Here is a 23,687-nt window from a genome sequence, read left to right on the forward strand (position 1 = left end):
AAGTGTTAAAATAATATGTTTATTTAACAACACGCAATATATTTTGTTCTATGCCAGATATAACGTCCTGGTAAAGCCTTGGTTGGAAAGTTTCGCCAGTTACTTTTTCATAAAGCTCTATGTACCTCTGAGAAATCTCATTCACTTTTTCATCAGTCATTTCCGGAATTTGTTGTCCTTCTTTTCCCTGAAACCCATTTTCTATAAGCCATTCCCGAACAAACTCTTTAGATAACTGTTTTTGCTTCAAGCCTTTCTCCTGATTTTCAGCATAAGTATCTGCATAAAAATAACGAGAAGAATCTGGTGTATGAATTTCGTCAATCAAATAGATTTTCCCATTGGCCTTACCAAACTCATATTTTGTATCTACCAGAATAAGCCCATTTTCCAAAGCTATTTCTGTTCCTTTGTTAAAAAGCTCGAATGTATAATTCTCAAGCATTACATAATCTTCTTCAGAAACCAATTGTTGCCTCAAAATTTCCTCTCGGGAAATATCTTCATCGTGGCCTTCATGGGCTTTAGTTGTGGGGGTGATGATTGGTTTTGGTAATTTATCATTCTCCTTCAGGCCTTCAGGCAATGGAATGCCACAAATAGTCCTTCTACCCGCTTTATATTCCCTCCAGGCATGCCCGGCCAGATAGCCCCTGATTACCATTTCTACAGGAAAAGCTTCACATTTCAAGCCAATACTCACGTTTGGGTCAGGCGTTTCCAACAACCAGTTAGGCACTATATCTTTTGTTGCCTTTAGAAATTTAGCTGCTATCTGATTTAAAACCTGACCTTTAAAAGGAATGGCTCTTGGTAAAACAACATCAAAAGCGGATAGCCTGTCTGTAGCTACCATAATAATTTTTGAAGGTGTTGTATAGACATCCCTCACTTTTCCTCTGTAGAAAGAAATCTGATTAGGGACCTGAAAATTAGTTTCTTGGATTGCGTTCATGGTGCACAAAAATAGGTAAGAGAAAGGAGATTTGAAACAAAAGGTTTCTTAAATAGAGCCTATTAGGCAATTACATGGGAGCCAATAGTATCTCCCTGAAAGTCAGTGACAAATGATTTTCGATTGTATAATCTAAAATTAGGTTACACATAATACAAGATTATGAGGAGACTAAAAAGAAATAGTTAATAGACATAAAGCATTAATCCTTTTCCTCTGAAAGTATACTTATTTATGCTGAGATTATAAATTATCAAACTTTAAAGTTAAATACTAAGCTTATTTTTCTATACTATAATGTGCCAACATTGGAATTAGCAAAAAAAAACACAGCCAAAAAGCTGTGTTTTCAATATTTTAAAAAGCTTATTATTTAAGCGATTTGCGCATCTAATTTATCGGCTAATACTTGCTTAGGAACAGCTCCAATTTGCTTGTCAACTATTTCACCACCTTTAAATACAAGCAGCGTAGGAATGCTTCTGATTCCAAATTTTGCTGAAACATTAGGGTTTTCATCAACATTAACCTTTCCTATAACAGCCTTACCGTCATAATCTCCTGCTAATTCTTCTACTACAGGGCCTATCATTTTACAAGGGCCACACCACTCTGCCCAAAAATCAACCAATACAGGTTGGTTTGAATTAATAATTTCCTCGAAATTACTGTCGGTTATTTCTATAGTTTTTGCCATTACTTCTTTATTATAATTTACTCTTGTTTATATAAAACTTAAATTTAAAAAAAATGTTACTACATTCATTTATAATTCGATGGCAATTGTCAATTCACAGACTAAATGCCATTTTCTTGAAATTACTTTAATTATAGTTTACAGCTTTTCCTGCACTTTACCACATTTCAACATCTTGTTCCCAAAGTACGGATTTTTAATTTCTTCCTGATTGCTTAACCAAAAAGCACCTTTATTATCCAAAGCCATAGGACAGTACTGTTTATATACAGTTTCCTTCTCCACTTCAGGATTCTCCTTGATCAACTTATATATATCCTGGCTTAATACTTCAAAATCTTCTCTTATCTGATCTATTGTTTCTCTTTCCTGGATTTTCTTAGCTACTTCCTGAATGCTATGCATACCATCACTAATATGCTTTATTAATTCGTTAGTTGCAGACTTTGCATTGTCAGCATGTGTATCAACTAATGCATTTTTGATATTAAAGTAAGCAGACAACATCCCCTCCAGTTGCTCCTTACTAACCGTTCCTGCTTTTAAATTTTGTGCCCCATCATCAGTTACGGACACTTCTGAATCAACAGCTGTTTCACTTTTTTGCTCGCTACTTTGGGTATTGCAAGAAGAAAAGAGAATACTTGTTAAACAGACAGCTACTGTTAAAATTTGTATACGCATTATTAAATTAGTTATGATGTTAAATTAGAATTCAAATGTAGGTATTTTCCTTTTCTAATTTCAATAGAAATTCTTGATAGGGGGTTCAAGTAATTTGATATACTTAGTTCAGGTCTTCAGCTATAGAGGTATTTAAAACCTTATTGTAAGCTACTATAGTCCTGCGTTTCAAAAGGAACGGAAAAGAGATAATTTACTAATACATAAAAAACTGTTACAAAACCTGAACCTGATTTAAGCACTGATTTGTTTTTTTTCTCTACTCTTTGCTCATCATCCTCGGTAGCAGCATCTTCTTTTTGTATTCTTACTTGAGAAGGTTTTTTACTTTCCGTTGATTTTTTTTGTAAAGAAGGAGGATCTACTTCTTCTGTAGGAAGGTTGATCTCTTCTTCAAAAGCTGGATCCTGAAATTGCTGAACTAACACTGCTGCAATTCCTGTACTTACAATGGCTACTGAAAAAAATAGGATAAGGATTGATTTTATTCTTAGCATGACAGAACAACGTAAAGTTAAATATAAAGTTGCAAATTTATAATTAGAATTTTAGAGGAAACCCCAACTATTTTATTGCTTCAGTACATTAATGAGTCCTTTACTCCTGAAAAAGTTCTATGTAACCAATTTAAATATCGAATTATTTTTCATACCAAGGGTATTTACTTTAACAATACTAATGAAACTTTTAGGGTAGTAAAACAAGGTGTCTGATTTCCTCTACATGCTACTTAACTAAGAGATTTCTTCAACAGAGGGTTTTCATATTGAAGCTGCTGCCTAAGCTTGTGTCTTTCGTGATGTAAAGATTATTTCTATTTTTTTTTAAACTATCTGGAAAGAAGGGTGTTACTACTCTGTTGTGAATAACAACAATTAGTTTTCATGTTCAATTAGGTTTTGAGGCATCGGGGGTAGTTACCGATGCCTTTTTCATGTACAATGAATAGCAGCTCTTTTCATTGTTGAATTAGAAACAAAAAAAGCAGCTGATTTCTCAGCTGCCCTCCAATAAATAAATTTCAATTAAATAGAGCCTATTAGGCAATTACATGATAATCAATGATATGCATCTGAAAATCAGCAACAAATGATTACCCAATGTGTAATCTAATTGTAGATTACATATAAATATTAATCCACATTATCGTGTAAAAATTTATTATTGCCTAAAATCTGATTATCGTCATTCAAATTAAACTTAGAAATATTCTTCTCAGATGAATGAGGCACCTCTTTCAACTTCACCTGCTTTCTCTTGAATGCCGGAACTTCCATCTGTTTGTATGACTCAGGGGTATTGGTATGACCTCCATTCAATTGCTTCAACTTTTCTATTCTCTCTTTAGAACGCAATCTTAAAAATTCCTGACGTTCTTCCTCCGCTCTTTGAGCTGCATCAGGATCAGGCTTTTTGTTTACAACTTCATATTCCTCAGAAAGGCCTTGAGTAAAATCATCCGCCTCATCCTCGTTATAATCATACTCGTATTCGTTTTCTTCCTCCTCTAATGGTTTTTTGGAAGGAAAGCCAAATGAATAACCTCTACCCTCTTCAGGTTTTTGTTGCTTAGCCGGCTGTTCTCTCCTATCCTCATAGCGAGATTCAATTCTCTCAGTATGAGGTTTTGCTTCCTCATTATTAAAGAGTGTAATTTGTTTTGGCCCATCCAGATCAAATACTCTTTTAGCATCTCTTTGAGGAATAGCATCTCTTTTATAATTGCCCTGATCAAAACCTGTAGCAATTACAGTAACTGAAAGTGCCTGCCCTAATGACTGATCCACACCATGACCAAAAATAACCTCTGCATTATCACCTGCCTGCTCCTGAATATAATCTGTTATTTCAGTTAACTCATCCATTTGAAGTTCAGCCTGTTCACCGGATATAATTGAAAGCAGTATTTTTTCCGCGCCAAGAATATCGGTGTTATTAAGCAATGGAGAAGAGAGAGCTTCCTCAGCTGCACGGATTGCACGGCCATCACCTTCTGTTCTTGCTGAGCCCATTACTGCAGCACCGGCATTTTTCATTACTGTTTTAACATCTTCAAAATCCACGTTTACATAACCTGGAACAGTTATAATTTCAGCAATACCTTTGGCACCTGTAGTTAACACATTATCTGCCTTGGCAAAAGCATTTCCAATAGTCAGGTTACCGTAAATTTCACGTAGTTTATCGTTAAGGATTACAAGAACTGTATCACAATTTTCCTTCAGATCACGAATTCCTTCTTCAGCTTGTTTTGCTTTCTTTTTACCTTCGAAACCAAATGGAGAAGTGACGATTCCCACCGTTAAAATATCCATTTCTCTGGCAATTTTAGCAATTACCGGAGCAGCACCTGTACCAGTTCCTCCACCCATTCCGGCCGTTACAAAAAGCATTTTTGTGTCCGTTCCTAAAAGCTCACGGATATCTTCTTTGCTTTCCATAGCCGCTTCCTTTCCTTTGGAAGGGTTTGCTCCTGCTCCCAATCCGCTGGTAAGGTTTACCCCTATTTGCAGCTTGTTAGGTACAGGACTGGATTTTAGTGCCTGAGCATCAGTGTTGCAGATAATAAATTCTACATCCTTAATGCCCTGGTTAAACATGTGATTGACAGCGTTGCTGCCTCCTCCGCCTACACCTATCACTTTAATGATAGATTTATGGTGTTTTGGTATTTCGAATTTATATGCTCCTTCTGTCATAATATTTCGGTATTAAAAATCGTCATTTTCGTCAAAATCATCTATCAGTAAGCTCTTAGTCTTATTGATAATTTTACTAAAGAAGTCTCCTCCTTTTTTACCAGCTTTTTGTTTCTGGTTCACATAAACATTCTGGTTCATTGCTTTTGCCTGAATGTACCTGTTTTCTCTCTCATCCAATGACCGATAGCCTACCAATACTAATCCCACTGAAGTGGCAAACATCGGACTTTTTACATGCTCCAATTTACTTTTACCAAGATGCTCGTTTGGATAACCGATTCTTGCGTCCATTCCTGTAAGGTATTCCACCAATTGCCTAACACTGTGCAATTGTGAACCACCTCCTGTAATTACTATTCCTCCTGCCAGCTTTCCTTCATAGCCCGAAGCGATAATTTCAGCATGAACAAGATCTACAATTTCTTCCATTCTGGCTTCCACTATATGCGCAAGGTTCTTCACTGAAATCTCTTTCGGTGCCCTGTTACGCAATCCCGGAATAGAAACAATTTCGTTTTCACTGGCTTCAGTAGCAATGGCTCTTCCAAATTTGGTCTTTAACAATTCCGCCTGCTGCTGCATCACCATACATCCTTCTTTTATATCAGAAGTGATAATATTTCCTCCGAAAGGAATCACCCCTGTATGCCTAATGATATTTTCATGAAAAATGGCGATATCTGTAGTACCACCACCGATATCGACCAGGCAAACACCAGCTTCTTTCTCATCTTCACTCAGAACGGAGAGGCTGGAAGCAAGTGGTTCCAAAATCATATTCTCAATATCCAAACCGGCACGCTTTACGCACTTTTCAATATTATTGATAGAGTTAACGTCAGCAGTAATTACATGAAAATCAGCTTCAAGGCGAACACCTGTCATGCCAACAGGATCCTTTATACCATCATCATAATCAACAGTATATACCTGAGGCATTTTATGAATAATTTGTGTACCTGCAGGCATTACCATTCGGCCAATATCATTTGCCAGCCTATCAATATCCTCCACAGTAATCTCGTCATTTCCATCTTCTCTGGTAATGCTTCCTCTGTGAATAGAGCTACGAATATGATGCCCTGCAATTCCTACATTTACTACTTTAATATCTATTCCGGAAACATCCTCAGCTTCCTGTACGGCCCTTTTAATAGCCAATATGGTTTTCTCTATATTAATGACCTTCCCCTTGACTACCCCATCAGAAACGGACTTCCCCATTCCCAATACATCAAGCTTGCCATACTCATTTTTTCTCCCGACAATTACGCAGATCTTGGTGGTTCCAATGTCAAGTCCTACTACTATTTTATCATTTTGCATATTCATGTATCGCCTTAAGGTTTTCTATTCACAAATGATTTGGTCTTTAAACTGTAAATTTACACGTTCATATCGATTCCACCCTCTATCAGGCAGAATCTTATCATAAAAAATTTTCAGTTTGCTCAGCTTTTCTGAATAATCAGCAACGCTACCGAATTCTATAATTTGCTTCGTTACCTGCGGGTAGATGTTAATCATACCACTTTTATTCACTTCCAACTGAGCAAACTGCGCACTCCAGAATTTATCTTTTTCAATAAATTGGATAAAGTTGAACAGATCTTTTCCGGCCTGGTCAATCAATAAATTCTTTTCCAGATAAGGCCTGAAAAATGACCCAGACAAAACCATTACTCTGGCAGTAAACCTTTCTGAAACCGGCAAAATCTCACCTCTGTCACTAATATAATAATCTTTTCCTACAGGGTTAAAAACTCTGGCTATAGGTCTGGCCTGCACAGCATCAATCAACATATTGCCTTGCAAATCCCTGTAAACCTGTGCCGATTGAACAAACTTTAGTGCCTCTATCCGTTGCTCTATGTCCTTTAATTTCACATTGTCAAAAGGAAGGTTCACTACCATTTCACGACCGTTTTTAGTAACTTTATCCATTATATCACCCTCATTGATAAAGAAATTTCCCTGTTGGTTTTCAATGGTAATCACTATTTTTTTACACAATTTCTCCTCCTGCTTTTTACTCACAAATCCTATAGATATAAGGAATATTATGGCAGGAATAATAAATTTTAGTGCGATATATATTTTCTTTTTAGGCTGCATAATGCTGCTCAAACAATTCTTTTATGGGTTGTACTAACTGATCAATATTTCCGGCTCCTAAAGTAACCAGGACTTCAAGTTCCGTATTATTTAAGTGCGCCATCGCTTCATTTTTCGAAAACAAAAACTTCTCTTCAGACTTTATTCCCTCCAGCAACATGGCACTATTCACTCCTTCTATAGGTTCTTCCCTGGCAGGGTAGATATCAAGAAGAATTACCTTATCAGCAATGCTTAAACTTTCAGAAAAACCTTCAGCAAAATCACGTGTTCTGGAGTACAGGTGAGGTTGAAATAAAGCTGTGATTTTTTTATCAGGATATAAAGCCTTTACGGACTCCAGCATAGCTGAGATTTCACCCGGATGGTGGGCATAATCATCAATATAAATATGATTTTCAGATTGAAAAATGTATTCAAACCTTCTTTTTACTCCCTGATAGCTTGCTATTCCGGCTTTTATAGCTTCAGGATCAAGCCCTAATTCGAGCGCGACACCTATAGCTGCTGTCGCATTTTCCACATTATGAAAACCTGGAACGGATAATTCAAACCCGGTGATGCTTTGCTCATTATTTTTTACGTCAAATATAAATTTAGCGTCCGAAATTCTGATGTTTTCTGCTACGAGTTTTCCGCTATTCAATCCATAATTAATATGTGCTGCCTTAACCGCTGAAGTTTGCAAGCCTTCCCACAGCCCATTTTTAATAAATATTTTTCCTGTGGCATTTACTTTTTCCAGAAATAAGGAAAATGACTTCTTTAATTCAGAAAGTTCACCATAAATATCCAGGTGATCTGCATCTGTGGAAGTAATAACTGCCAGGTTCGGATGAAGCGTTAGGAAAGAACGATCAAATTCATCTGCTTCCACCACAACTATCGACTTCTCAAAATCACCTTTATTTGCCAGCATGTTAGTTTCATAATTGGTTGAGATTCCACCCAGAAAAGCTGACACATTTTTAGCAGCAAACTTAAGAATATGAGCCACCATTGAACTGGTGGTGGTTTTCCCGTGTGTTCCCGCAACAGCTACAGTATACAGGCCTTTCGTCATAATTCCCAGCACTTCTGACCTTTTGTATAGCTGAAAACCATTATCCCTATAGAAATTTAATCCTTTATGAGACTTTGGAACAGCAGGCGTATAAACAATCAATAAACCGTTACTTTTTGCCTTATATTCTGAAGGAATTTCCTCTACATCATCTTCAAAATGAATTGAAATCCCTTCCTGCTTTAACTTATCAGTTAGTGCAGTAGGGGTTTTATCATAGCCGGCTACTGATATACCATTATGCCTGAACCATCTGGCCAGTGCACTCATACCTATACCTCCGATACCTATAAAATAGACGCTATGTATTTCTTTCAAATTCATTTAATCATTGAAAAAATAATTTTCACTATATCTTCTGTTGCGTTTGGTTTCGCTAATTTTTTAATATTCTCTGCCAACTCCTTCTGTAATTCATCATCTTTTAAAAGCTCAAGTGCCCGAGGAATCAATTCATCCACTGCCTGGTGATCAGTTATTAAGATTGCAGCATCTTTTTGCACCAGCGAATTAGCATTTTTAGTTTGATGATCCTCTGCTACCCCTGAAGATGGCACAAAAATGACAGGCTTGCCAATAATAGCCAATTCAGAAACAGACAAAGCACCTGCCCTGGAGATAATAATATCTGCCGCTGCATAAGCTGTCTCCATTTCCTTAATAAATTCAAGCACCTTGATTTTTGAAGTATCTGCTTTGGCAGCTCTCACCAGCATTTCTTTATGGTATAGTTTTCCGGTTTGCCATAAAACCTGAACATCTGCTTTTTCCAAAAGAGCTAATTGCTTTACAATACTCTCGTTAATTACTCTGGCACCTAAACTACCTCCAAGAACCAGTATTACTGGCTTTTCTGAAGTTAAACCATAATATTGCAATGCTTTTTCTGTGGCAGGCAAATTCATTAGTCCTTTTCTAACCGGGTTGCCAGTGAGCTGTAATTTCTCTGCAGGAAAGTATTTATCCATCCCCTCATAAGCCACGCAAATCCTCTGTACTTTATTTTTTAGCCACTTGTTGGTAAGACCAGCATAAGAATTTTGCTCCTGCAAAAAGCAAGGGATTCCTGCATTGGAAGCTGCACGTAAAGTTGGCCCACTGGCATAGCCTCCTACACCAATGACAGCATCAGGTTTAAAATTCCTAACAATAGTCTTAGCTTGCTTTAAGCTATTCAACAATTTAAAGGGGAAAGCAAGATTTTTAAGTGTAAGGCTTCTTTGGATGCCGGCAATAGGCAAACCGAGAATTTTGTAACCTGCCTCGGGTACTTTTTGCATCTCCATTTTACCTTCAGCTCCCACAAAAAGAATTTCAGCATCAGGTGCTTCAGCTTTTATCTGGTCAGCAATAGCCAATGCCGGAAAAATGTGTCCACCGGTTCCTCCGCCACTAATAATGAATCGATATGGTTTATTTGCTGTGCTCAATATTATGCTACTTCTTTCTTAGGTAAATTTTCAAAATGATTATTAGATCTTATCTCCGGGCTTTCCTCAATTTCTCCACGACTTACACTTAAAATAATACCCATGGCAAGTCCTGTAAACAAGAGTGAAGTTCCTCCCATACTTAACAGTGGTAAAGGCAAACCTGTAATTGGCCCAAGCCCTACGGCTACCCCCATGTTTACCATCGCCTGAATAACTATGGCAAAACTAAGCCCTGCTGAGAGAAGCCCCCCGTATGCTTTACCACTGGCTGCTGCTGCTTTCATTCCGCGATATAGCAAAGTGAGATAAAGTAAAATCACCACAGTGGCTCCTATCATTCCATATTCTTCCACCACAATAGCAAATATGAAATCGGAAAAAGCTTCCGGTAGAAAATTTCTCTGACTACTGTTACCCGGTCCTTTACCTGTTATTCCTCCTGTGGCAACAGCAATGTATGACTGCTGCGCCTGAAAAGGGATTTGTTCTTTTTTAATAAAAGTTTCTATCCTGCTGATGGCTGTTTTACCACGCTGCCCTACTACCATAGCTATGCTTACCGCTAAAATCCCTACTATAAAAAGCATTGCTAAATACTTTACGGGAATTCTTCCTATAAAAAGCAAGAGCATACAGGTGGCGAAAAGTAAAATAGCCGTTGAAAGGTTAGTCATGGCTATTAAACCACAGATTAAACCACACCAAAGTAACATAGGGATAAGAGCTTTCTTAAAATCGGTGATATTCTGTTGTTTCTTAGAAAGCATACCTGCCAAATTGATAATCAAAGCAAGTTTTGCTAAATCCGAAGGTTGAAAGGACTGATTTAAAAAAGGAATAGTAATCCACCTGGAGGCATCATTCAAGCTCACTCCAAATTGCCAGGCAAATATCAACAAAGGCACAGAAAGCCAAAGTGCCAAACGAGATAACTTTGAATAATATCTATAATCAATTTTATGTGCCACCCACATGGCAAAAAAACTTAGAAGAACCAGAAAACTGTGCCTCAACAGGTAATATTCAGTATTGCCATCGAATTTAAAGTAGGAAATAGTTCCTGTAGCACTATATACCACTAAAATACTGAGCATACCTAAAGCAAAAACCACCGACCAAATCACCGGGTCTCCCTTTAAATGTTTGTCTGCAAAGCCCTTTATGGTTTGAATATTGATCATAAATTAGACAATTTTTTTAATTCCACTTCACGTTGTAAATACTGTACTGCCATCCTGAACTGATTGCCCCGGTCTTCATAGTTTTTAAACAAGTCGAAACTGGCACATGCTGGTGATAGCAATACTATCTCCCTATCCTTTGCTAGTTGATACCCCATTTTTACGGCTTCCTGCATAGATTGCGTTTCTTCTATAATTGGGAATTTATCTTTATAAAAAGCTTTGATCTTCTCGTTGTCCTTTCCCAAACAGATAATGGCTTTAACATTTGAGTTCACAGATTCAAGTTTTTCATAATCATTGCCTTTGTCCACACCACCAACAATCCAGATTACAGGGCGGGTATAAGCATCCAATGCATAATAAACCGCATCAACATTGGTTGCTTTGGAGTCATTTATAAATTCTACACCATGAATATTTCCTACTGGCTCCAACCGATGAGGAACATTCTTGAATTTAGGGAGGCTTTCAGCTATTTGATCCTGTTTTAATCCTGTAATTTTTGAAGAAAGTATTGAAGCCATAGCATTGATCTGATTATGTTTGCCCTTAATTGTGAGTAAGTCTGCTGTAAAAACCGAGCTTATTTTTTGATGTTTAATAATGATTCCGTCCTTATTGGCATATGCTCCGGCATCGGGCACCTCATCAAAGCTAAGCATGTATATTTTAGATTGTAAACTTGTTTGCTTTAACTCTTTATCAATCAAACCATTATCATTAAACAAAATAGTGTAATCTTGTGCCGTCTGTTTTTGGAAAAGGCTGAACTTAGAATTTACATAGTTTTGTATTTTCTTATCATACCGATCCAAATGGTCAGGCGTAATATTTAATAGTACCGCAATGTGAGGCCTCAAATGAATAAACCCATCTATTTGAAAGCTGCTGACTTCTAAAACCCACCAGTCATAATCTTTATTCACAAGTTGAGCAGCCATGCTTTTTCCTACATTTCCACCTAGCCCGACAGAGAGTCCACAATCTTTTAGTATGTGATAGGTGAGCAAAGTGGTAGTAGTTTTACCATTTGTCCCTGTAATGGCTATGATTTTACCATTGGTAAACCTTGAAGCAAATTCCAACTCATCAATCACCGGTATTCCTATCTCCATCGCGCCCCTTACAACAGCTACTGTAGGGGCTATTCCAGGACTTTTTATGATTGTTTCGGCTGAAAAGATCTCCTTCTCTGTATGTTCACCTTCTTCAAAACGAATATGTGCAGCAGTTAACCTGTCCTGATTTTCTTTACTTATACTACCAAAATCGGAAACAAATACATCATAGCCCTTTGCCTTTGCAAGCAAAGCAGCACCGGTTCCACTTTCCCCGGCTCCTAATATGACGATTTTCTTTTCCATTGTTTTATTTTAGTAAAGAGTATAAAGTACTCAGTATTGATTATTTTATTTGTACTATCTACTTTTCAAATTCCTTTTGTTTTGTTGTCTAAAATCTTGAGCCAAGTATCAAGTAAAGAGTCTAAGTTCCTGACTCTAGTATCTAACTTATCTATTGTAATTTTAAAGTTGCCACTGTTATAATTGCTAATAATATTCCCACAATCCAGAACCTGTTAACAATTTTAGATTCATGGATTCCTTTTTTCTGGTAATGATGGTGCAAAGGCGACATGAGAAAAATTCTTTTACCTTCACCATATTTCTTCTTAGTATATTTGAAATAAGACACCTGTATAATTACTGAAAGTAGTTCTACAAGGAAAATCCCGCATAGTAGCGGAAGCAATAATTCTTTTCTGATGGATAGCGCCAAAACAGCAATTACCCCACCGATAGACAGACTTCCGGTATCTCCCATAAACACCTGCGCAGGATGTGTATTGTACCATAAAAAGCCAACACAAGCTCCCACAAAGGCTGCGCAGAAAATTACCAGTTCACCGGAATTTGGTATGTACATTATATTGAGATACTGTGAGAAGATAGCATTCCCTGATAAATAGGCGAAAATACCTAGTGTTAGCCCTATTATAGCAGACGTACCTGCAGCCAGACCATCAATTCCATCTGTAATATTGGCTCCATTTGAAAGTGCGGTAATAATAAATATAGCCCAGCCCACATATATTACTACTGTAAAATCCTTTGGAACAAAAGGTAAAATTTCCGAATAATTTAATTCATTGCCCTTCACGAAAGGGATGGTGGTTTTCATGGATTTAACATCCTGATAAGCCTCCACGTTAGTTTCCTGACTCCCCTGATTATTAAATTCTCTAACAACTACCTCCTGATTATAAAATAAGGTAATGCCTACAATCAGGCCAAGCCCTACCTGCCCTACTATTTTAAATTTACCCTGTAGGCCCTCTTTATTTTTTCTAAAAACTTTAATATAATCATCTAAAAAACCTATAAGCCCCATCCAAACACAGGAAATCAGCAATAATATAATATATACATTCTCGATTTTAGCGAATAACAAAACAGGAACCACAACCCCTAAAATGATGATTATACCTCCCATTGTGGGTGTGCCGGCCTTTTCATTCTGACCAATCAGGCCTAAATCCCTAATGCTTTCCCCTACTTGCTTTCTTTGTAAGAAATTGATCAGCCTTTTACCGAATGTAATGGTAATTAAAAGTGACAAAAGCGCGGACATACCTGCTCTGAAGGAAATATATTGAAATACACCTGCTCCCAGTAGGTCCCATTGTCTATCTAAAAAATCGAATAAGTAATATAACACAGCCTTCTATCTGTTATGTATTAAATTTAACATTTCATTTACTACCTCCTTATCATCAAAATGATGCTTCACACCTTTTACTTCCTGATAAGTTTCGTGCCCTTTTCCAGCCACTAAAATTATATCTCCCTTTTGCGCAAAGCTACATGCCAGTTTAATCGCTTCTTTTCTATCTGACAGATTGGTAACCTTCCTGGCCTGGGATACAGGCACTCCTTTCTGCATATCTGCAATAATTTGCTCAGGCTCCTCACCTCGTGGGTTATCGGAAGTAAGAATTACCCTATCGCTCAACCTACAGGCAATTTCTGCCATTAAAGGTCTTTTATCTTTATCTCTGTTTCCTCCACAACCAACTACTGTAATCACCTGCTCATTTCCTGTGCGGATATTATCAATCGTATTCAATACATTTTCCAGCGCATCGGGTGTATGTGCATAATCCACGATAGCATTAATTCCTGTGGTATTGGGAATCTGCTCAAAACGCCCGTTTCTCAATTCTATTTGAGATAAATGCGTTAATATTTCTACTGAATCCTCCTCTAAAATGCTGGCTACTGCATATACAGCTAAAAGATTATATGCATTGAAATAGCCTATCAGCCTGAACCACACATCCTTCTGATCTATATTAAGCTCTAAACCCTGTAAAGCATTAGAAAGCACTTTAGCTCTGAAATTGGCCATCATTTTCAGAGAATAAGTGTATTTTGTTGCTTTGCTATTCTGCAACATTACCATCCCCCGCTTATCATCTACATTTACAAGTGCAAATGCAGAAGAAGGTAAGTCATCAAATAGTTTTTTCTTAGCTGCTATATAGCTATCGAAAGTCTTATGATAATCCAGGTGATCATGAGAAATATTGGAAAAAACTGCTCCTGCTAGTTGCAACCCTGCCATTCTTTCCTGGTCAATTGCATGGCTACTGGCTTCCATAAATACATATGAGCAACCTGCCTTCACCATCTTTTGCAATAATTCATTTAACTGTACGGCATCTGGCGTTGTATGAGTAGAGGGCATTACCTCCTCATTTATTTGGTTTTGTACGGTGGAAAGCATCCCGACATTATAACCTAAGCTCATAAACAACTGGTGCAATAAAGTAACTGTAGTAGTTTTCCCATTAGTACCAGTTACGGCCACCAATTTTAGCTTCGAACTTGGATGATCGTAAAAATTATCTGCCATTAAACCTAATGCCCTGGCGCTATTATCTGTTTGGATATAAGTTACCTCATCACTAAGATTTTGGGGCAAAGTTTCACAAACTATAGCGACAGCACCCTTTTCGATGGCCGCATCAATATATTCATGTCCATCCACCTGAGTTCCTTTTACTGCCACAAAAGCAGTTTTATCATCCACTTTTCTGGAGTCAAAATGAATAGCACTTATATCCTGCTCCATATTTCCTGAAACAGACAATAATTTCACTTTATACAATATGTCCTTCAACAATGCCACTACCCTACTTCAATTTTAATTGTACTTCCTTTTAATGCTCTGCTACCAGGCAACTGTGATTGTGTAATTACCCTACCTGTTTTACCTTTTACCTCTACACGAAGCCCGCTGTTCTCTAATAGATACAATGCATCACGCAATGTCATCCCGTTTACATCTGGCACTAAGCCAGCCTGGCTTGTTGTTTCTTTCCATTGAATGGAGTTGTTATTAATACCTGCTCTCACCCACTCCACCTCATTGGCTGTGGCATGGTTAGAAATACCCAAATAGTTTAGCATTAATGCTAAATCTTCTCTTTTCCCAGCCTGCACCACAGGAAACACACCCATTTCAGGTTTTTCTGCTAATTCATATTTCTCATGCATTTTAAGATCCAAAGCATAAATTTTATCAGCAATTTCTTTAAAAACCGGTGCTGCAACATCAGATCCATATTGTCTGTAACCTTTTGGATTATCCATTACCACTATGGCAGAATACTTTGGGTTTTCAGCAGGAAAATAACCTGCAAAAGATGTATAATACTGACGGATGTAACGACCATCTTTCAAACTTTGAGCCGTACCTGTTTTACCTGCTATTTTATAATTAGCATTATTTATGTTAGAAGCTGTTCCGTTTTCCACCACACCTTCCAATAGTACTCTGATTTTCTTCAGTGTTTCTTTAGAGCATATTTGGCTGCTGATTACGTTGGTTTCAAAAGTATTTACTTCCTTATCTACCTTATTGATTGACTTTACCAGAAGTGGACGAATCATTTTACCATTATTGGCAACCGCATTATATAAAGTCAAAATTTGTAAAGGTGTTAGTTCTAAGCCATAACCATAAGCCATCCATGGCAGAGTAATACCACTCCACTGATTCAAAGGGGGGATTTTAGGTTTGCCTTCACCTACCATTTGAAAACCTAATGGCTTTGTAAGCCCCATATTGTTAAGATAGTCCAGGTAACGCTGTGGATTTTTCTGAAAGGTTTCATCTACCATTTTAGCGATTGCTATGTTGGATGATTTTTCAAAAGCTTCCTTAATAGTTATGGTACCATATCCACCTGGCTTATGATCCCGCACTGTTTCTTTGTAAAATTTCAACTCCCCATCTCCCGTCTGAATGGTATCAGATAGCTTTAAATTTTTCTCTTCAAAAAGCGCAATATAGGAGGCCAACTTCATGGTAGAACCAGGCTCTCTTAATCCATGGCTTCCCACTGCATAATTGTACACCTCACCGTAATCACCGCTTTTCAGCTTTTTCAAATTGGAAATCGCTTTAATTTCTCCGGTGGCCACCTCCATTACTACCACGCAGCCCATATCAGCATCATGCTGAATTAAATGTTTCAGCAATGCAGATTCTGCTACATCCTGCAGGTTTATATCAATGGTGGTTTGTATATCGAAACCATCTTTAGGCCTAACTTCTGACCCGTCATACAGAGGCCTCCAGCTACCACCTGAAATTTTTTGAAATAATGCTTTCCCATTTTGTCCGGCAAGGTAGTCGTTGAAGCTGTATTCCAAACCAGCACCATAATCGTTTTCATTTAAGAAACCAATAGTTCTAAAAGCGAGGTTAGAGAAAGGTCTGAAACGTTTGTCTGTCTTGCTAAAAATAACTCCTCCGCTTAACCTTCCTTCTCGGAAAATAGGCCAGGTTTCCATTTCCTTTTTCTGCTGATAGCCAATAAGATCTCTTGATAGCAAAAGATACTGATTACCTTTTTGCCTTGCCCCCATAATTTTCTGCCTGTAGTAGGTGGCTGTCTGACCAAAATTTCTAGCTAATAAATAGCTCAGGGAATCAATATTTTCACGAAAGATGTTTTCATCCGCAATAGTAGGATCGATAGCTACACGATAAAAAGGTAGAGAGGTAGCCAATAAGCTTCCATTATCCGAATAGATATTACCACGTGTGGCTTTTACTTCCTGATAGCTCAAACTAATCTCTTCAGAAAGCTTTTTCCACTTATCCCCTTCAATCCATTGGATATGAAAAATCTGATAAATGATTGCTATAGCAAATAGCAATACCATCAGAAATGCCAGTCTCACTCTTAATAATATGGATTTTTTAATATTCACCTTTTTCTACTACAATTTTATAGGGTGGTTCTTCTGATTCCTTCAATCCTAATTTCTTTACTCTTTTAGCTACTTCAGATTGCTTGGAAGCAAACATGTACTCAGATTTAAGCGTGGTATAGTCTGCTCTTAAATCCTCTACCTCCTGATGAAGCTTATCTATTTTTCTGGTAGTTTTATCTGAATAATGGCTGTTACCAATGTAAAATATACCCATCGCCACAAAGAAAAGGACATAAGGTAAATATTTTACAGGCAATCCATTTTCAGATGAAGCACCTGCTATGCTTTTATCAAACCTGGAGAAAATACTTCCACTACCGCCAGAGGAAGCTTTCCCTTTGTTTTGTTTTTTATCCTTTATTTTAAAAGTGTTCTTTTTCATATAGGCTTATTTCATACTGTCTTCCTTTCAGCTATTCTCAGCTTCGCACTTCTGGATCTGTTATTTTTTTCCAGCTCTTCTGCATCTGCAGTAATTGGTTTCCTATTGATAGCGTCAAAAGGCTTACTTACGTTTCCGTAAAAATCTTTATCTTCAACGCCCGACACATTTCCTTTATTAATATAATTCTTTACCAGCCTATCCTCCAGACTATGATAACTCATCACCACTAGTCTGCCTCCAGGCTTAATTACCTCCTCCATTTGCTCCAGCATTTCCTCCAGTGCCTTCAGCTCTTCATTGACTTCAATACGCAAGGCCTGAAAAACCTGAGCATAATATTTATTTTCACGACCTCGCTTAGCAAAGCGGTCCAAAATAGTTTTTAATTCAGCCACCGTATTGATGGCCTTGTTTGTTCTGGCTGCCACAATAGCAGAAGCAAGAGTTTTCGCATTTCTCACCTCACCATACAACCCGAATATCCTGTGCAAGTCGGCTTCCTCATAAGTATTGATCACCTTTTTAGCAGAAAGCTCAGCCTGCTGATCCATCCTCATATCCAGCTCTGCATCAAAACGGGTTGAAAATCCACGTTCAGGCTTATTAAACTGATGAGAAGAAACACCAAGGTCAGCCAGAACACCGTCTACCTCTTTAATACCGTACAACTTTAGATACTTTTTGCAATGGCGGAAATTAGCCTGCACAAATTCGAAACCTTCATGCGTAATTTCTTCTGCATTGGCCACTGCATCATGATCCTGATCAAAACCGAAGAGTTTACCATCTTTTAAATGCTCAAGAATTGCCTGTGAATGACCTCCTCCACCAAAAGTAAGATCTACATAGATCCCTGAAGGATTTATAGCAAGCCCTTCAATGCATTGCTGCAACATAACCGGTTGATGGTATTCACTCATAGACTTTTATTCAAAAAGATGTTTCTCAGCTAAATCAGAAAATTCTTTCTGGTCTTTGATAAGGAAGTCATCATATTTTGATGCATCCCATATTTCAACCCGATTTCCCATGCCCACAACTATTGATTCCTTTTCTAAACCTGCAAAAGAAAGCATGTTCTTAGGAAGCAATATTCTTCCGGCACTATCAAGTTCTACGATTGCGTTACCTCTAAAGAAATTCCTTTGTAAGTTCCTGTATTCAGCATTAAATTCATTTAGCCCTGCAATTTTGGAGAAAATTTTCTTGTACTCCACCATTGGGTATAACACAAGGCACGGCTCAAAACCTCTTCTTATCACCAGCTCGGAACCGGAAGCTTCGGGCAGGTTGTTTTTGATCTTGGCAGGCAAGACCAAACGCCCCTTAGCGTCCAATTTACAATCATATTCCCCGGTGAAGAAAGCCATATACAGTATTTACACAATCTCTTAATGACAAAACTAATACAATATACGACATTTTGTACCACTTTCTCCCACTTTTTTACACTTTTCTTCAAAAGATTACATAAGAAGTGTAGAAAAAACAAGTAAATGCTTTAAGATCAACTATTTTAAATTTTAAGTAATAGAGAGTGAATTAGTTATCATAGATTTATTCATTCTTCCAAAACGCCTGATCAAGCTATAAATTCAAGGTTTCATGCTCTCATAAGGCGTCTAAAAAACTATATTGTAATGAGCGCCTTGCTTTTCTTAGATTTAGTGGGGAGATGTGGGAGAAAATCGAATATTATCCAGATTTAGAGGAGTAACATAAGTAAAAAGCTCTATTCCAGCTTTTTCTTTTCCTCCTCTGAATAACCCAGAATTTTTGTAAATAAGTAGTTAGCATGCTGATTTAAGGAAGGTGGTGGAGCAATGTGGGAGGGAATTTCATATTTATCCATTTTTGCTATAAAATTTCTCAGCCCTACAGTTTTTAAACCTGACTCAATCAGTAAATGATCAGCTTTCCCTGAAGCAAACACCTCCTGCACAGATTGCAACTTTCCCGATGGCACATGGACTGCATCTAATCTTGTTAACAAAACCGAAGCCTCCTCCTTTGCAAAAGCATTTTGGAGGAGTGCGTTAAGCTGCTCCCTGTTTTTTACCCTGGTAGAATTGTTGGAGAACTTTTCCGACATAAAATTGCTCAAGCCCAGCACTTTAGTTAAAGCTTCAAACTGTTTGTCTGTACCTACAGCTATTACAATTTTAGCTCCGTCCTGACAGGTGAATATGCTTCCGTATGGGGCAATATTAGGATGCTCGGAACCCATTTTTTTAGGATTATGTCCGGCTAATAAATAATTAGTAGCCTGATTGGCTAAAGAGGAAATGGCTGCATCGAACAATGAAACTGACACCTCTGCCCCTTTTCCGGTTTTAAGCCTGTGAATGTAAGCCAGTAAGATAGCTTCTTTCAGTTGATGAGCTGCTAAAATATCAATTAAAGCCACCGGCATTTTCACTGATTTACCCCCAGGCTCTCCATTCATAAACATAAAGCCTGTTTCCGCCTGCAAAATAGCATCATAACCTACTTTAGAATTCTGATCTCCGTAGCCAGATATTTTACCGTAAATCAGGGATGGGTTATGCGATCTAAAAGTGGCGGCATCCACCCTCAACTTCTCTGCATCTCCCATTTTATAACTGGCAATTACAATATCAGAAACCTTCACCAGGTCTATTAAAGCAGCATAGTGGTCAGGGTTTTGCACATCTAAAGCCACAGATAATTTACCTGAATTTACCGCTGAAAAATAAGCACTTACATCTGTTTCGCCTTCCTCTTTATTGAGTTTCCAACTGCGCGTAACATCTCCTCTTGTGGCAGGATTCTCAATTTTAATCACCTGCGCGCCAGATTCTGCAAGAAATTGACCTACAGATGGCCCGGCTAAAACATTGGCCAACTCCAAAACTCTTACTCCTTTTAATATTTCATTCATTCTTCAGTATTTTAAAGCTCAGCCCCTTAAAAGCAAACTTAACTGATAAAATTAAGTTATTAGCACTCATTTTAACTCCTGCACTCAGGATTATACAACAATCTTTGTATTTTGCACTTCCTAAGGGTACTAATACAAAATTTATCGAGTAAGTCTTTAGTCGGACAAAAAATTTTTAACCTAATATAATTTTTGGGGTATTACTTATTACTATGCAAAAAATTACTACATACATTTTCGGTTTATTACTACTATTAACATTCTCCTGCAATATTGATAATAAAGAATTAGTGCTTGATGGCCTGTATATTGGCGAAATTGCCATGCAGGGAAAATCTACTCCTTTTAAAATGCAAATTGACGAGCAAGAGGACGGGCAAATTATTGCTACAATTATTAATGGAGAGGAGCAGATTGTTCTCAATGAAATAGAAAGAAATGGCGATTCTTTACACATTCCACTTCATGTTTTTGACATTTCGCTGGATCTCGAAATTCAGAATAGTGCAATTTCAGGCACCTACACTAAGCATTATGAAGATGACTATGTATTACCAATCACTTTACATAAAGGAGATGAGAAATTTCTTCTGGTAAACACAGATGTGAAACCAGCTAATTTTGCAGGTAAATGGGACGTAACTTTTATAGAACCAGAAGCTCAGGATACTACCAAAGCAGTAGGAATATTCAAGCAAAATGAGAATCAGGTTTCTGGTACTTTCCTTACACCTCTGGGAGATTACAGGTACCTGACAGGGGTGGCTGACGATAAAGTAATGAAATTAAGCACATTTGATGGTAATCATGCTTTTCTATTTGAAGCCACTCTGCAGGATGATGGAACACTAAAAGGTGACTTTTATTCCGGCAAAGAGTGGTACGAAAGCTGGTCGGCACTGAGAGATGAAAATATTGAATTACCCAGCCCTGACTCTCTTACCTACCTAAAAAAAGGATATGATAGAATTCAATTCAGTTTTCCTGACCTGGAGGGAGAAAAGGTAAGCCTGACAGATGAAAAATACCAGGGAAAGGTTGTGATTGTTCAAATTTTTGGCACGTGGTGTCCGAACTGTATGGACGAGACTAAATTTCTGGCTGAATGGTATAAAGCCAATAAAGATAGAGGTGCTGAAATTATAGGACTTGCCTACGAACAAAAAGATGATTTTGAGTATGCGAAAAGAAGAGTGGAAAAAATGATTAACAAATGGGATGTGGACTATGATTTTCTGATTGCCGGAACAAGTGACAAAGAAGAGGCTTCGAAAACGCTACCTATGTTGAATCAGGTAATTTCATTTCCAACAATGATTATTTTGAATAAAGAAGGTGAACTGGTGAATATTCACACAGGATTTTCAGGTCCTGGAACCGGAAAGTATTATGAGGAATTTAAGGCAAACTTCAACCAAAAGATGGACAGCCTTTTAGCTCTTTAATTAAAAAATGCAGAAATACAGATTATATATTTTAGCTTTTTCCTTCTGTTTTGTCTGCAAAATGGTCTGCGGGCAACAAAAGCAGGAGGTTACAGAAAAATATGAAAAGGAAATTTCTGTTAATCAGGATGATTTTCCTGAAAAAGCATTGAAATTAGCTGCTCCTATTTTAAAAAATTCAAAGAAAACCAGGTTTTATAAGGAAATTAATGCCAACGGCACATTCTTTGAATTTAAATGCCGGTATCGAGGGGAATACATCAGTGTAAAGTTTAATGAAAGAGGGCAACTGGTTGATATAGAGATTCTACGGAAGCTTGAAGACTTTCCTGAAGAGGTTCGAATAGCTATTCAACAATATTTTAAAGAAAATTACGAAAAATACCAGTTTAACAGGATTCAAATTCAGTACAACCGGGAAGAAGAGTATGAAGATGGTGAGCTTGAAATAGATGATGATGAAGAATACCTGGAAGAATTTTTAGAGCTGGACCTGGAAGATTTAATTATAAAATACGAAATAGAAGCTGAAACGGTAGACCCCTCCAACAAAAGAGGTTTCTTTGAATTTCTGTTCAATAAGGAAGGTAAATTAGAGGACAAAAGGAAAATAGTTAAAAGAGCAGATGACAACGTACTCTATTAAAGAATTTTTAGTATTCATTTCTTTATTTCTTCTACTGCAACCGCTTAAAGCTCAAAACATCCCCTCTGTACGTTGGGAGCCCGGTTTCTCTTTTACCAAAAAGATGGATGACAGGTGGAGCTACAATTTATCTATTTTAGGTAGGCAAAGATTTACCAATTATGGTGAAGGAGAAGAGAATTTCCGAACTGATAGATGGGAGGTAAAAGCTTTTGGCACTTATACGCTATTTGGTAAAAGGAAGCTCAGTTTAGGTTATATGTACCGAAAAGTTGATCCTTTTGATGAAGATGCTGGATATGAGCACCGACTCACCCAGCAATTTGCTTTTCTTACTGAATTAAAAGGCTTAAGATTAGCTAATAAAATAAGAGTTCAAGAGCGAATTCGTAGCTCAAGCTATCTCACAAGGTTACGATATTCTATAAGTTCTGATTTTCCCTTAAATGGCGAAAGTCTGGACGAAGGAGAATTGTATTTTATTGCAGGAAATGAAGTGATTTATGAATTCAATTCTCTGGAAGACGAACTTGAAAACAGATTCTCTATTGGGCTGGGTAAGTTATTTCAAAAAGGACAAAAGCTACAATTAGCTGTAGAAAGTCAATATAGTGATCTAATTAGCGAAGCGACAAGCCACATACTGCAGGTAAAGACAGTGTACTACTTTAGCTGGTAAAGAAGATTATACATTTAGGTCTTATTTCTCCATATTTGCACCCAATAGCTATCATTTTATCCTTTTCTCAGAATCTGTTATAATTTATTATTCGTGTGGAAAACTTTCCTTCCTTACCTCTTGTTTGCCAATTGAAAGCTGTAAATTTGCAGTATCCTCAGGGTGTTAAACACGTTTGGTGAACCTAACAAGTATTCTAGTACCGGGTGAAGCAAGCTTGTAAAGCCAGGCCTCATTCGCCTTCGGGCGGACCTCGTTTTCCGATTTATCGGGAAGCAGGATAACAGTGGAAGGCTGATCAGGTAAGCAGCCTAAATCCTGAAATAATCGGGGTTCACGCAACATCTTTAATGCTCTGAGGTTTTTTTTATCCTAAATACAGATCTCCCCCCTCCTAAAGGAAGGCTTATCTTAACAGCTTGTTTTCCTAAATGTTTGAGAAAATTGATCTACCACTCAAAACATTTTCATTCTATAATTTATTAGCATTGTGTATCTTACCACAAAACA

21 protein-coding genes are annotated in these 23,687 nt (G+C 37.5%); 3 read left to right on the forward strand and 18 right to left on the reverse strand.

Features of this window, described 5'->3' with window-relative positions; translation table 11 throughout:
- Positions 1–19: 19 nt before the first annotated feature.
- From IEV85_RS20095 to IEV85_RS20180, 18 genes are all read right to left on the reverse strand, one after another.
- Positions 20–955 (reverse strand): phosphoribosylaminoimidazolesuccinocarboxamide synthase, encoded by a 936-nt coding sequence (locus tag IEV85_RS20095; RefSeq protein WP_188466915.1) that lies wholly within the window; start codon positions 953–955, stop codon positions 20–22.
- Positions 956–1,328: 373 nt separating this feature from the next.
- Positions 1,329–1,652, reverse strand: coding sequence for a thioredoxin (trxA, locus tag IEV85_RS20100; protein WP_188466917.1), 324 nt, complete (start codon positions 1,650–1,652; stop codon positions 1,329–1,331).
- A gap of 138 nt (positions 1,653–1,790) precedes the next feature.
- Complete coding sequence (locus IEV85_RS20105) at positions 1,791–2,336, reverse strand: DUF3347 domain-containing protein (protein WP_188466919.1); 546 nt, start codon at positions 2,334–2,336, stop codon at positions 1,791–1,793.
- 140 nt (positions 2,337–2,476) lie between these two features.
- Entirely contained in the window at positions 2,477–2,833 is a 357-nt protein-coding gene (locus IEV85_RS20110; RefSeq protein ID WP_188466921.1) for a hypothetical protein, read from the reverse strand.
- 636 nt (positions 2,834–3,469) lie between these two features.
- Entirely contained in the window at positions 3,470–5,035 is a 1,566-nt protein-coding gene (gene ftsZ, locus IEV85_RS20115) for a cell division protein FtsZ (protein ID WP_188466923.1), read from the reverse strand.
- Between the two features lie 12 nt (positions 5,036–5,047).
- Positions 5,048–6,364 carry a cell division protein FtsA gene (ftsA, locus tag IEV85_RS20120; protein ID WP_188466925.1) on the reverse strand — a complete coding sequence of 439 codons (1,317 nt, stop codon included), beginning with the start codon at positions 6,362–6,364 and terminating at the stop codon, positions 5,048–5,050.
- Positions 6,365–6,388: 24 nt separating this feature from the next.
- Positions 6,389–7,165 (reverse strand): cell division protein FtsQ/DivIB, encoded by a 777-nt coding sequence (locus tag IEV85_RS20125; RefSeq protein WP_188466927.1) that lies wholly within the window; start codon positions 7,163–7,165, stop codon positions 6,389–6,391.
- Entirely contained in the window at positions 7,143–8,540 is a 1,398-nt protein-coding gene (murC, locus tag IEV85_RS20130) for a UDP-N-acetylmuramate--L-alanine ligase (protein WP_188466929.1), read from the reverse strand. The genes IEV85_RS20125 and murC overlap by 23 nt, the downstream gene beginning before the upstream one ends.
- A complete protein-coding gene (gene murG, locus IEV85_RS20135) occupies positions 8,537–9,646 on the reverse strand; it encodes an undecaprenyldiphospho-muramoylpentapeptide beta-N-acetylglucosaminyltransferase (protein WP_188466931.1) in 1,110 nt (369 codons plus the stop codon). Before murG ends, murC begins: the two co-directional genes overlap by 4 nt.
- A gap of 2 nt (positions 9,647–9,648) precedes the next feature.
- Positions 9,649–10,830: an FtsW/RodA/SpoVE family cell cycle protein gene (locus tag IEV85_RS20140; protein ID WP_188466933.1), complete on the reverse strand. Its 1,182-nt coding sequence runs from the start codon at positions 10,828–10,830 to the stop codon at positions 9,649–9,651.
- Complete coding sequence (murD, locus tag IEV85_RS20145; protein ID WP_188466935.1) at positions 10,827–12,197, reverse strand: UDP-N-acetylmuramoyl-L-alanine--D-glutamate ligase; 1,371 nt, start codon at positions 12,195–12,197, stop codon at positions 10,827–10,829. Before murD ends, IEV85_RS20140 begins: the two co-directional genes overlap by 4 nt.
- 151 nt (positions 12,198–12,348) lie before the next feature.
- A complete protein-coding gene (gene mraY / locus IEV85_RS20150) occupies positions 12,349–13,551 on the reverse strand; it encodes a phospho-N-acetylmuramoyl-pentapeptide-transferase (protein ID WP_188466937.1) in 1,203 nt (400 codons plus the stop codon).
- A gap of 6 nt (positions 13,552–13,557) precedes the next feature.
- The gene (locus tag IEV85_RS20155) at positions 13,558–15,024 is read right to left on the reverse strand and encodes a UDP-N-acetylmuramoyl-L-alanyl-D-glutamate--2,6-diaminopimelate ligase (protein WP_188466939.1); all 1,467 of its coding nucleotides are present in this window, start codon (positions 15,022–15,024) and stop codon (positions 13,558–13,560) included.
- Complete coding sequence (locus tag IEV85_RS20160) at positions 15,024–17,117, reverse strand: penicillin-binding protein (protein WP_188466941.1); 2,094 nt, start codon at positions 17,115–17,117, stop codon at positions 15,024–15,026. Before IEV85_RS20160 ends, IEV85_RS20155 begins: the two co-directional genes overlap by 1 nt.
- The gene (locus IEV85_RS20165; protein ID WP_188466944.1) at positions 17,107–17,502 is read right to left on the reverse strand and encodes an FtsL-like putative cell division protein; all 396 of its coding nucleotides are present in this window, start codon (positions 17,500–17,502) and stop codon (positions 17,107–17,109) included. The genes IEV85_RS20160 and IEV85_RS20165 overlap by 11 nt, the downstream gene beginning before the upstream one ends.
- Positions 17,503–17,513: 11 nt before the next feature.
- Positions 17,514–18,425: a 16S rRNA (cytosine(1402)-N(4))-methyltransferase RsmH gene (gene rsmH, locus IEV85_RS20170; RefSeq protein ID WP_188466946.1), complete on the reverse strand. Its 912-nt coding sequence runs from the start codon at positions 18,423–18,425 to the stop codon at positions 17,514–17,516.
- 6 nt (positions 18,426–18,431) lie between these two features.
- Entirely contained in the window at positions 18,432–18,875 is a 444-nt protein-coding gene (mraZ, locus tag IEV85_RS20175) for a division/cell wall cluster transcriptional repressor MraZ (RefSeq protein ID WP_188466948.1), read from the reverse strand.
- Between the two features lie 362 nt (positions 18,876–19,237).
- Entirely contained in the window at positions 19,238–20,407 is a 1,170-nt protein-coding gene (locus IEV85_RS20180) for a CaiB/BaiF CoA transferase family protein (RefSeq protein ID WP_229712668.1), read from the reverse strand.
- Between the two features lie 212 nt (positions 20,408–20,619).
- Between IEV85_RS20180 and IEV85_RS20185 the strand changes: the two genes are divergently transcribed.
- From IEV85_RS20185 to IEV85_RS20195, 3 genes are read left to right on the forward strand one after another with little or no spacing between them, the layout of a single operon-like run.
- Positions 20,620–21,852 carry a TlpA disulfide reductase family protein gene (locus IEV85_RS20185; RefSeq protein ID WP_188466950.1) on the forward strand — a complete coding sequence of 411 codons (1,233 nt, stop codon included), beginning with the start codon at positions 20,620–20,622 and terminating at the stop codon, positions 21,850–21,852.
- Positions 21,853–21,859: 7 nt separating this feature from the next.
- Complete coding sequence (locus IEV85_RS20190) at positions 21,860–22,498, forward strand: hypothetical protein (protein ID WP_188466952.1); 639 nt, start codon at positions 21,860–21,862, stop codon at positions 22,496–22,498.
- On the forward strand, positions 22,479–23,177 hold the full coding sequence (locus IEV85_RS20195; RefSeq protein ID WP_188466954.1) for a DUF2490 domain-containing protein: 699 nt from the start codon (positions 22,479–22,481) through the stop codon (positions 23,175–23,177). Before IEV85_RS20190 ends, IEV85_RS20195 begins: the two co-directional genes overlap by 20 nt.
- Positions 23,178–23,687: the final 510 nt, after the last annotated feature.

This window comes from Marivirga lumbricoides (assembly GCF_014636295.1).
GTDB classification, from domain to species: domain Bacteria; phylum Bacteroidota; class Bacteroidia; order Cytophagales; family Cyclobacteriaceae; genus Marivirga; species Marivirga lumbricoides.

Coding starts and splice junctions, on each gene's coding strand:
- IEV85_RS20095 (WP_188466915.1), bottom strand. CDS start 955: ATGAACGCAATCCAAGAAACTAATTTTCAGGTCCCTAATCAGATTTCT.
- trxA (WP_188466917.1), bottom strand. CDS start 1,652: ATGGCAAAAACTATAGAAATAACCGACAGTAATTTCGAGGAAATTATT.
- IEV85_RS20105 (WP_188466919.1), bottom strand. CDS start 2,336: ATGCGTATACAAATTTTAACAGTAGCTGTCTGTTTAACAAGTATTCTC.
- IEV85_RS20110 (WP_188466921.1), bottom strand. CDS start 2,833: ATGCTAAGAATAAAATCAATCCTTATCCTATTTTTTTCAGTAGCCATT.
- ftsZ (WP_188466923.1), bottom strand. CDS start 5,035: ATGACAGAAGGAGCATATAAATTCGAAATACCAAAACACCATAAATCT.
- ftsA (WP_188466925.1), bottom strand. CDS start 6,364: ATGCAAAATGATAAAATAGTAGTAGGACTTGACATTGGAACCACCAAG.
- murC (WP_188466929.1), bottom strand. CDS start 8,540: ATGAATTTGAAAGAAATACATAGCGTCTATTTTATAGGTATCGGAGGT.
- IEV85_RS20140 (WP_188466933.1), bottom strand. CDS start 10,830: ATGATCAATATTCAAACCATAAAGGGCTTTGCAGACAAACATTTAAAG.
- murD (WP_188466935.1), bottom strand. CDS start 12,197: ATGGAAAAGAAAATCGTCATATTAGGAGCCGGGGAAAGTGGAACCGGT.
- IEV85_RS20165 (WP_188466944.1), bottom strand. CDS start 17,502: ATGAAAAAGAACACTTTTAAAATAAAGGATAAAAAACAAAACAAAGGG.
- rsmH (WP_188466946.1), bottom strand. CDS start 18,425: ATGAGTGAATACCATCAACCGGTTATGTTGCAGCAATGCATTGAAGGG.
- mraZ (WP_188466948.1), bottom strand. CDS start 18,875: ATGGCTTTCTTCACCGGGGAATATGATTGTAAATTGGACGCTAAGGGG.
- IEV85_RS20180 (WP_229712668.1), bottom strand. CDS start 20,407: ATGAATGAAATATTAAAAGGAGTAAGAGTTTTGGAGTTGGCCAATGTT.
- IEV85_RS20185 (WP_188466950.1), top strand. CDS start 20,620: ATGCAAAAAATTACTACATACATTTTCGGTTTATTACTACTATTAACA.
- IEV85_RS20190 (WP_188466952.1), top strand. CDS start 21,860: ATGCAGAAATACAGATTATATATTTTAGCTTTTTCCTTCTGTTTTGTC.
- IEV85_RS20195 (WP_188466954.1), top strand. CDS start 22,479: ATGACAACGTACTCTATTAAAGAATTTTTAGTATTCATTTCTTTATTT.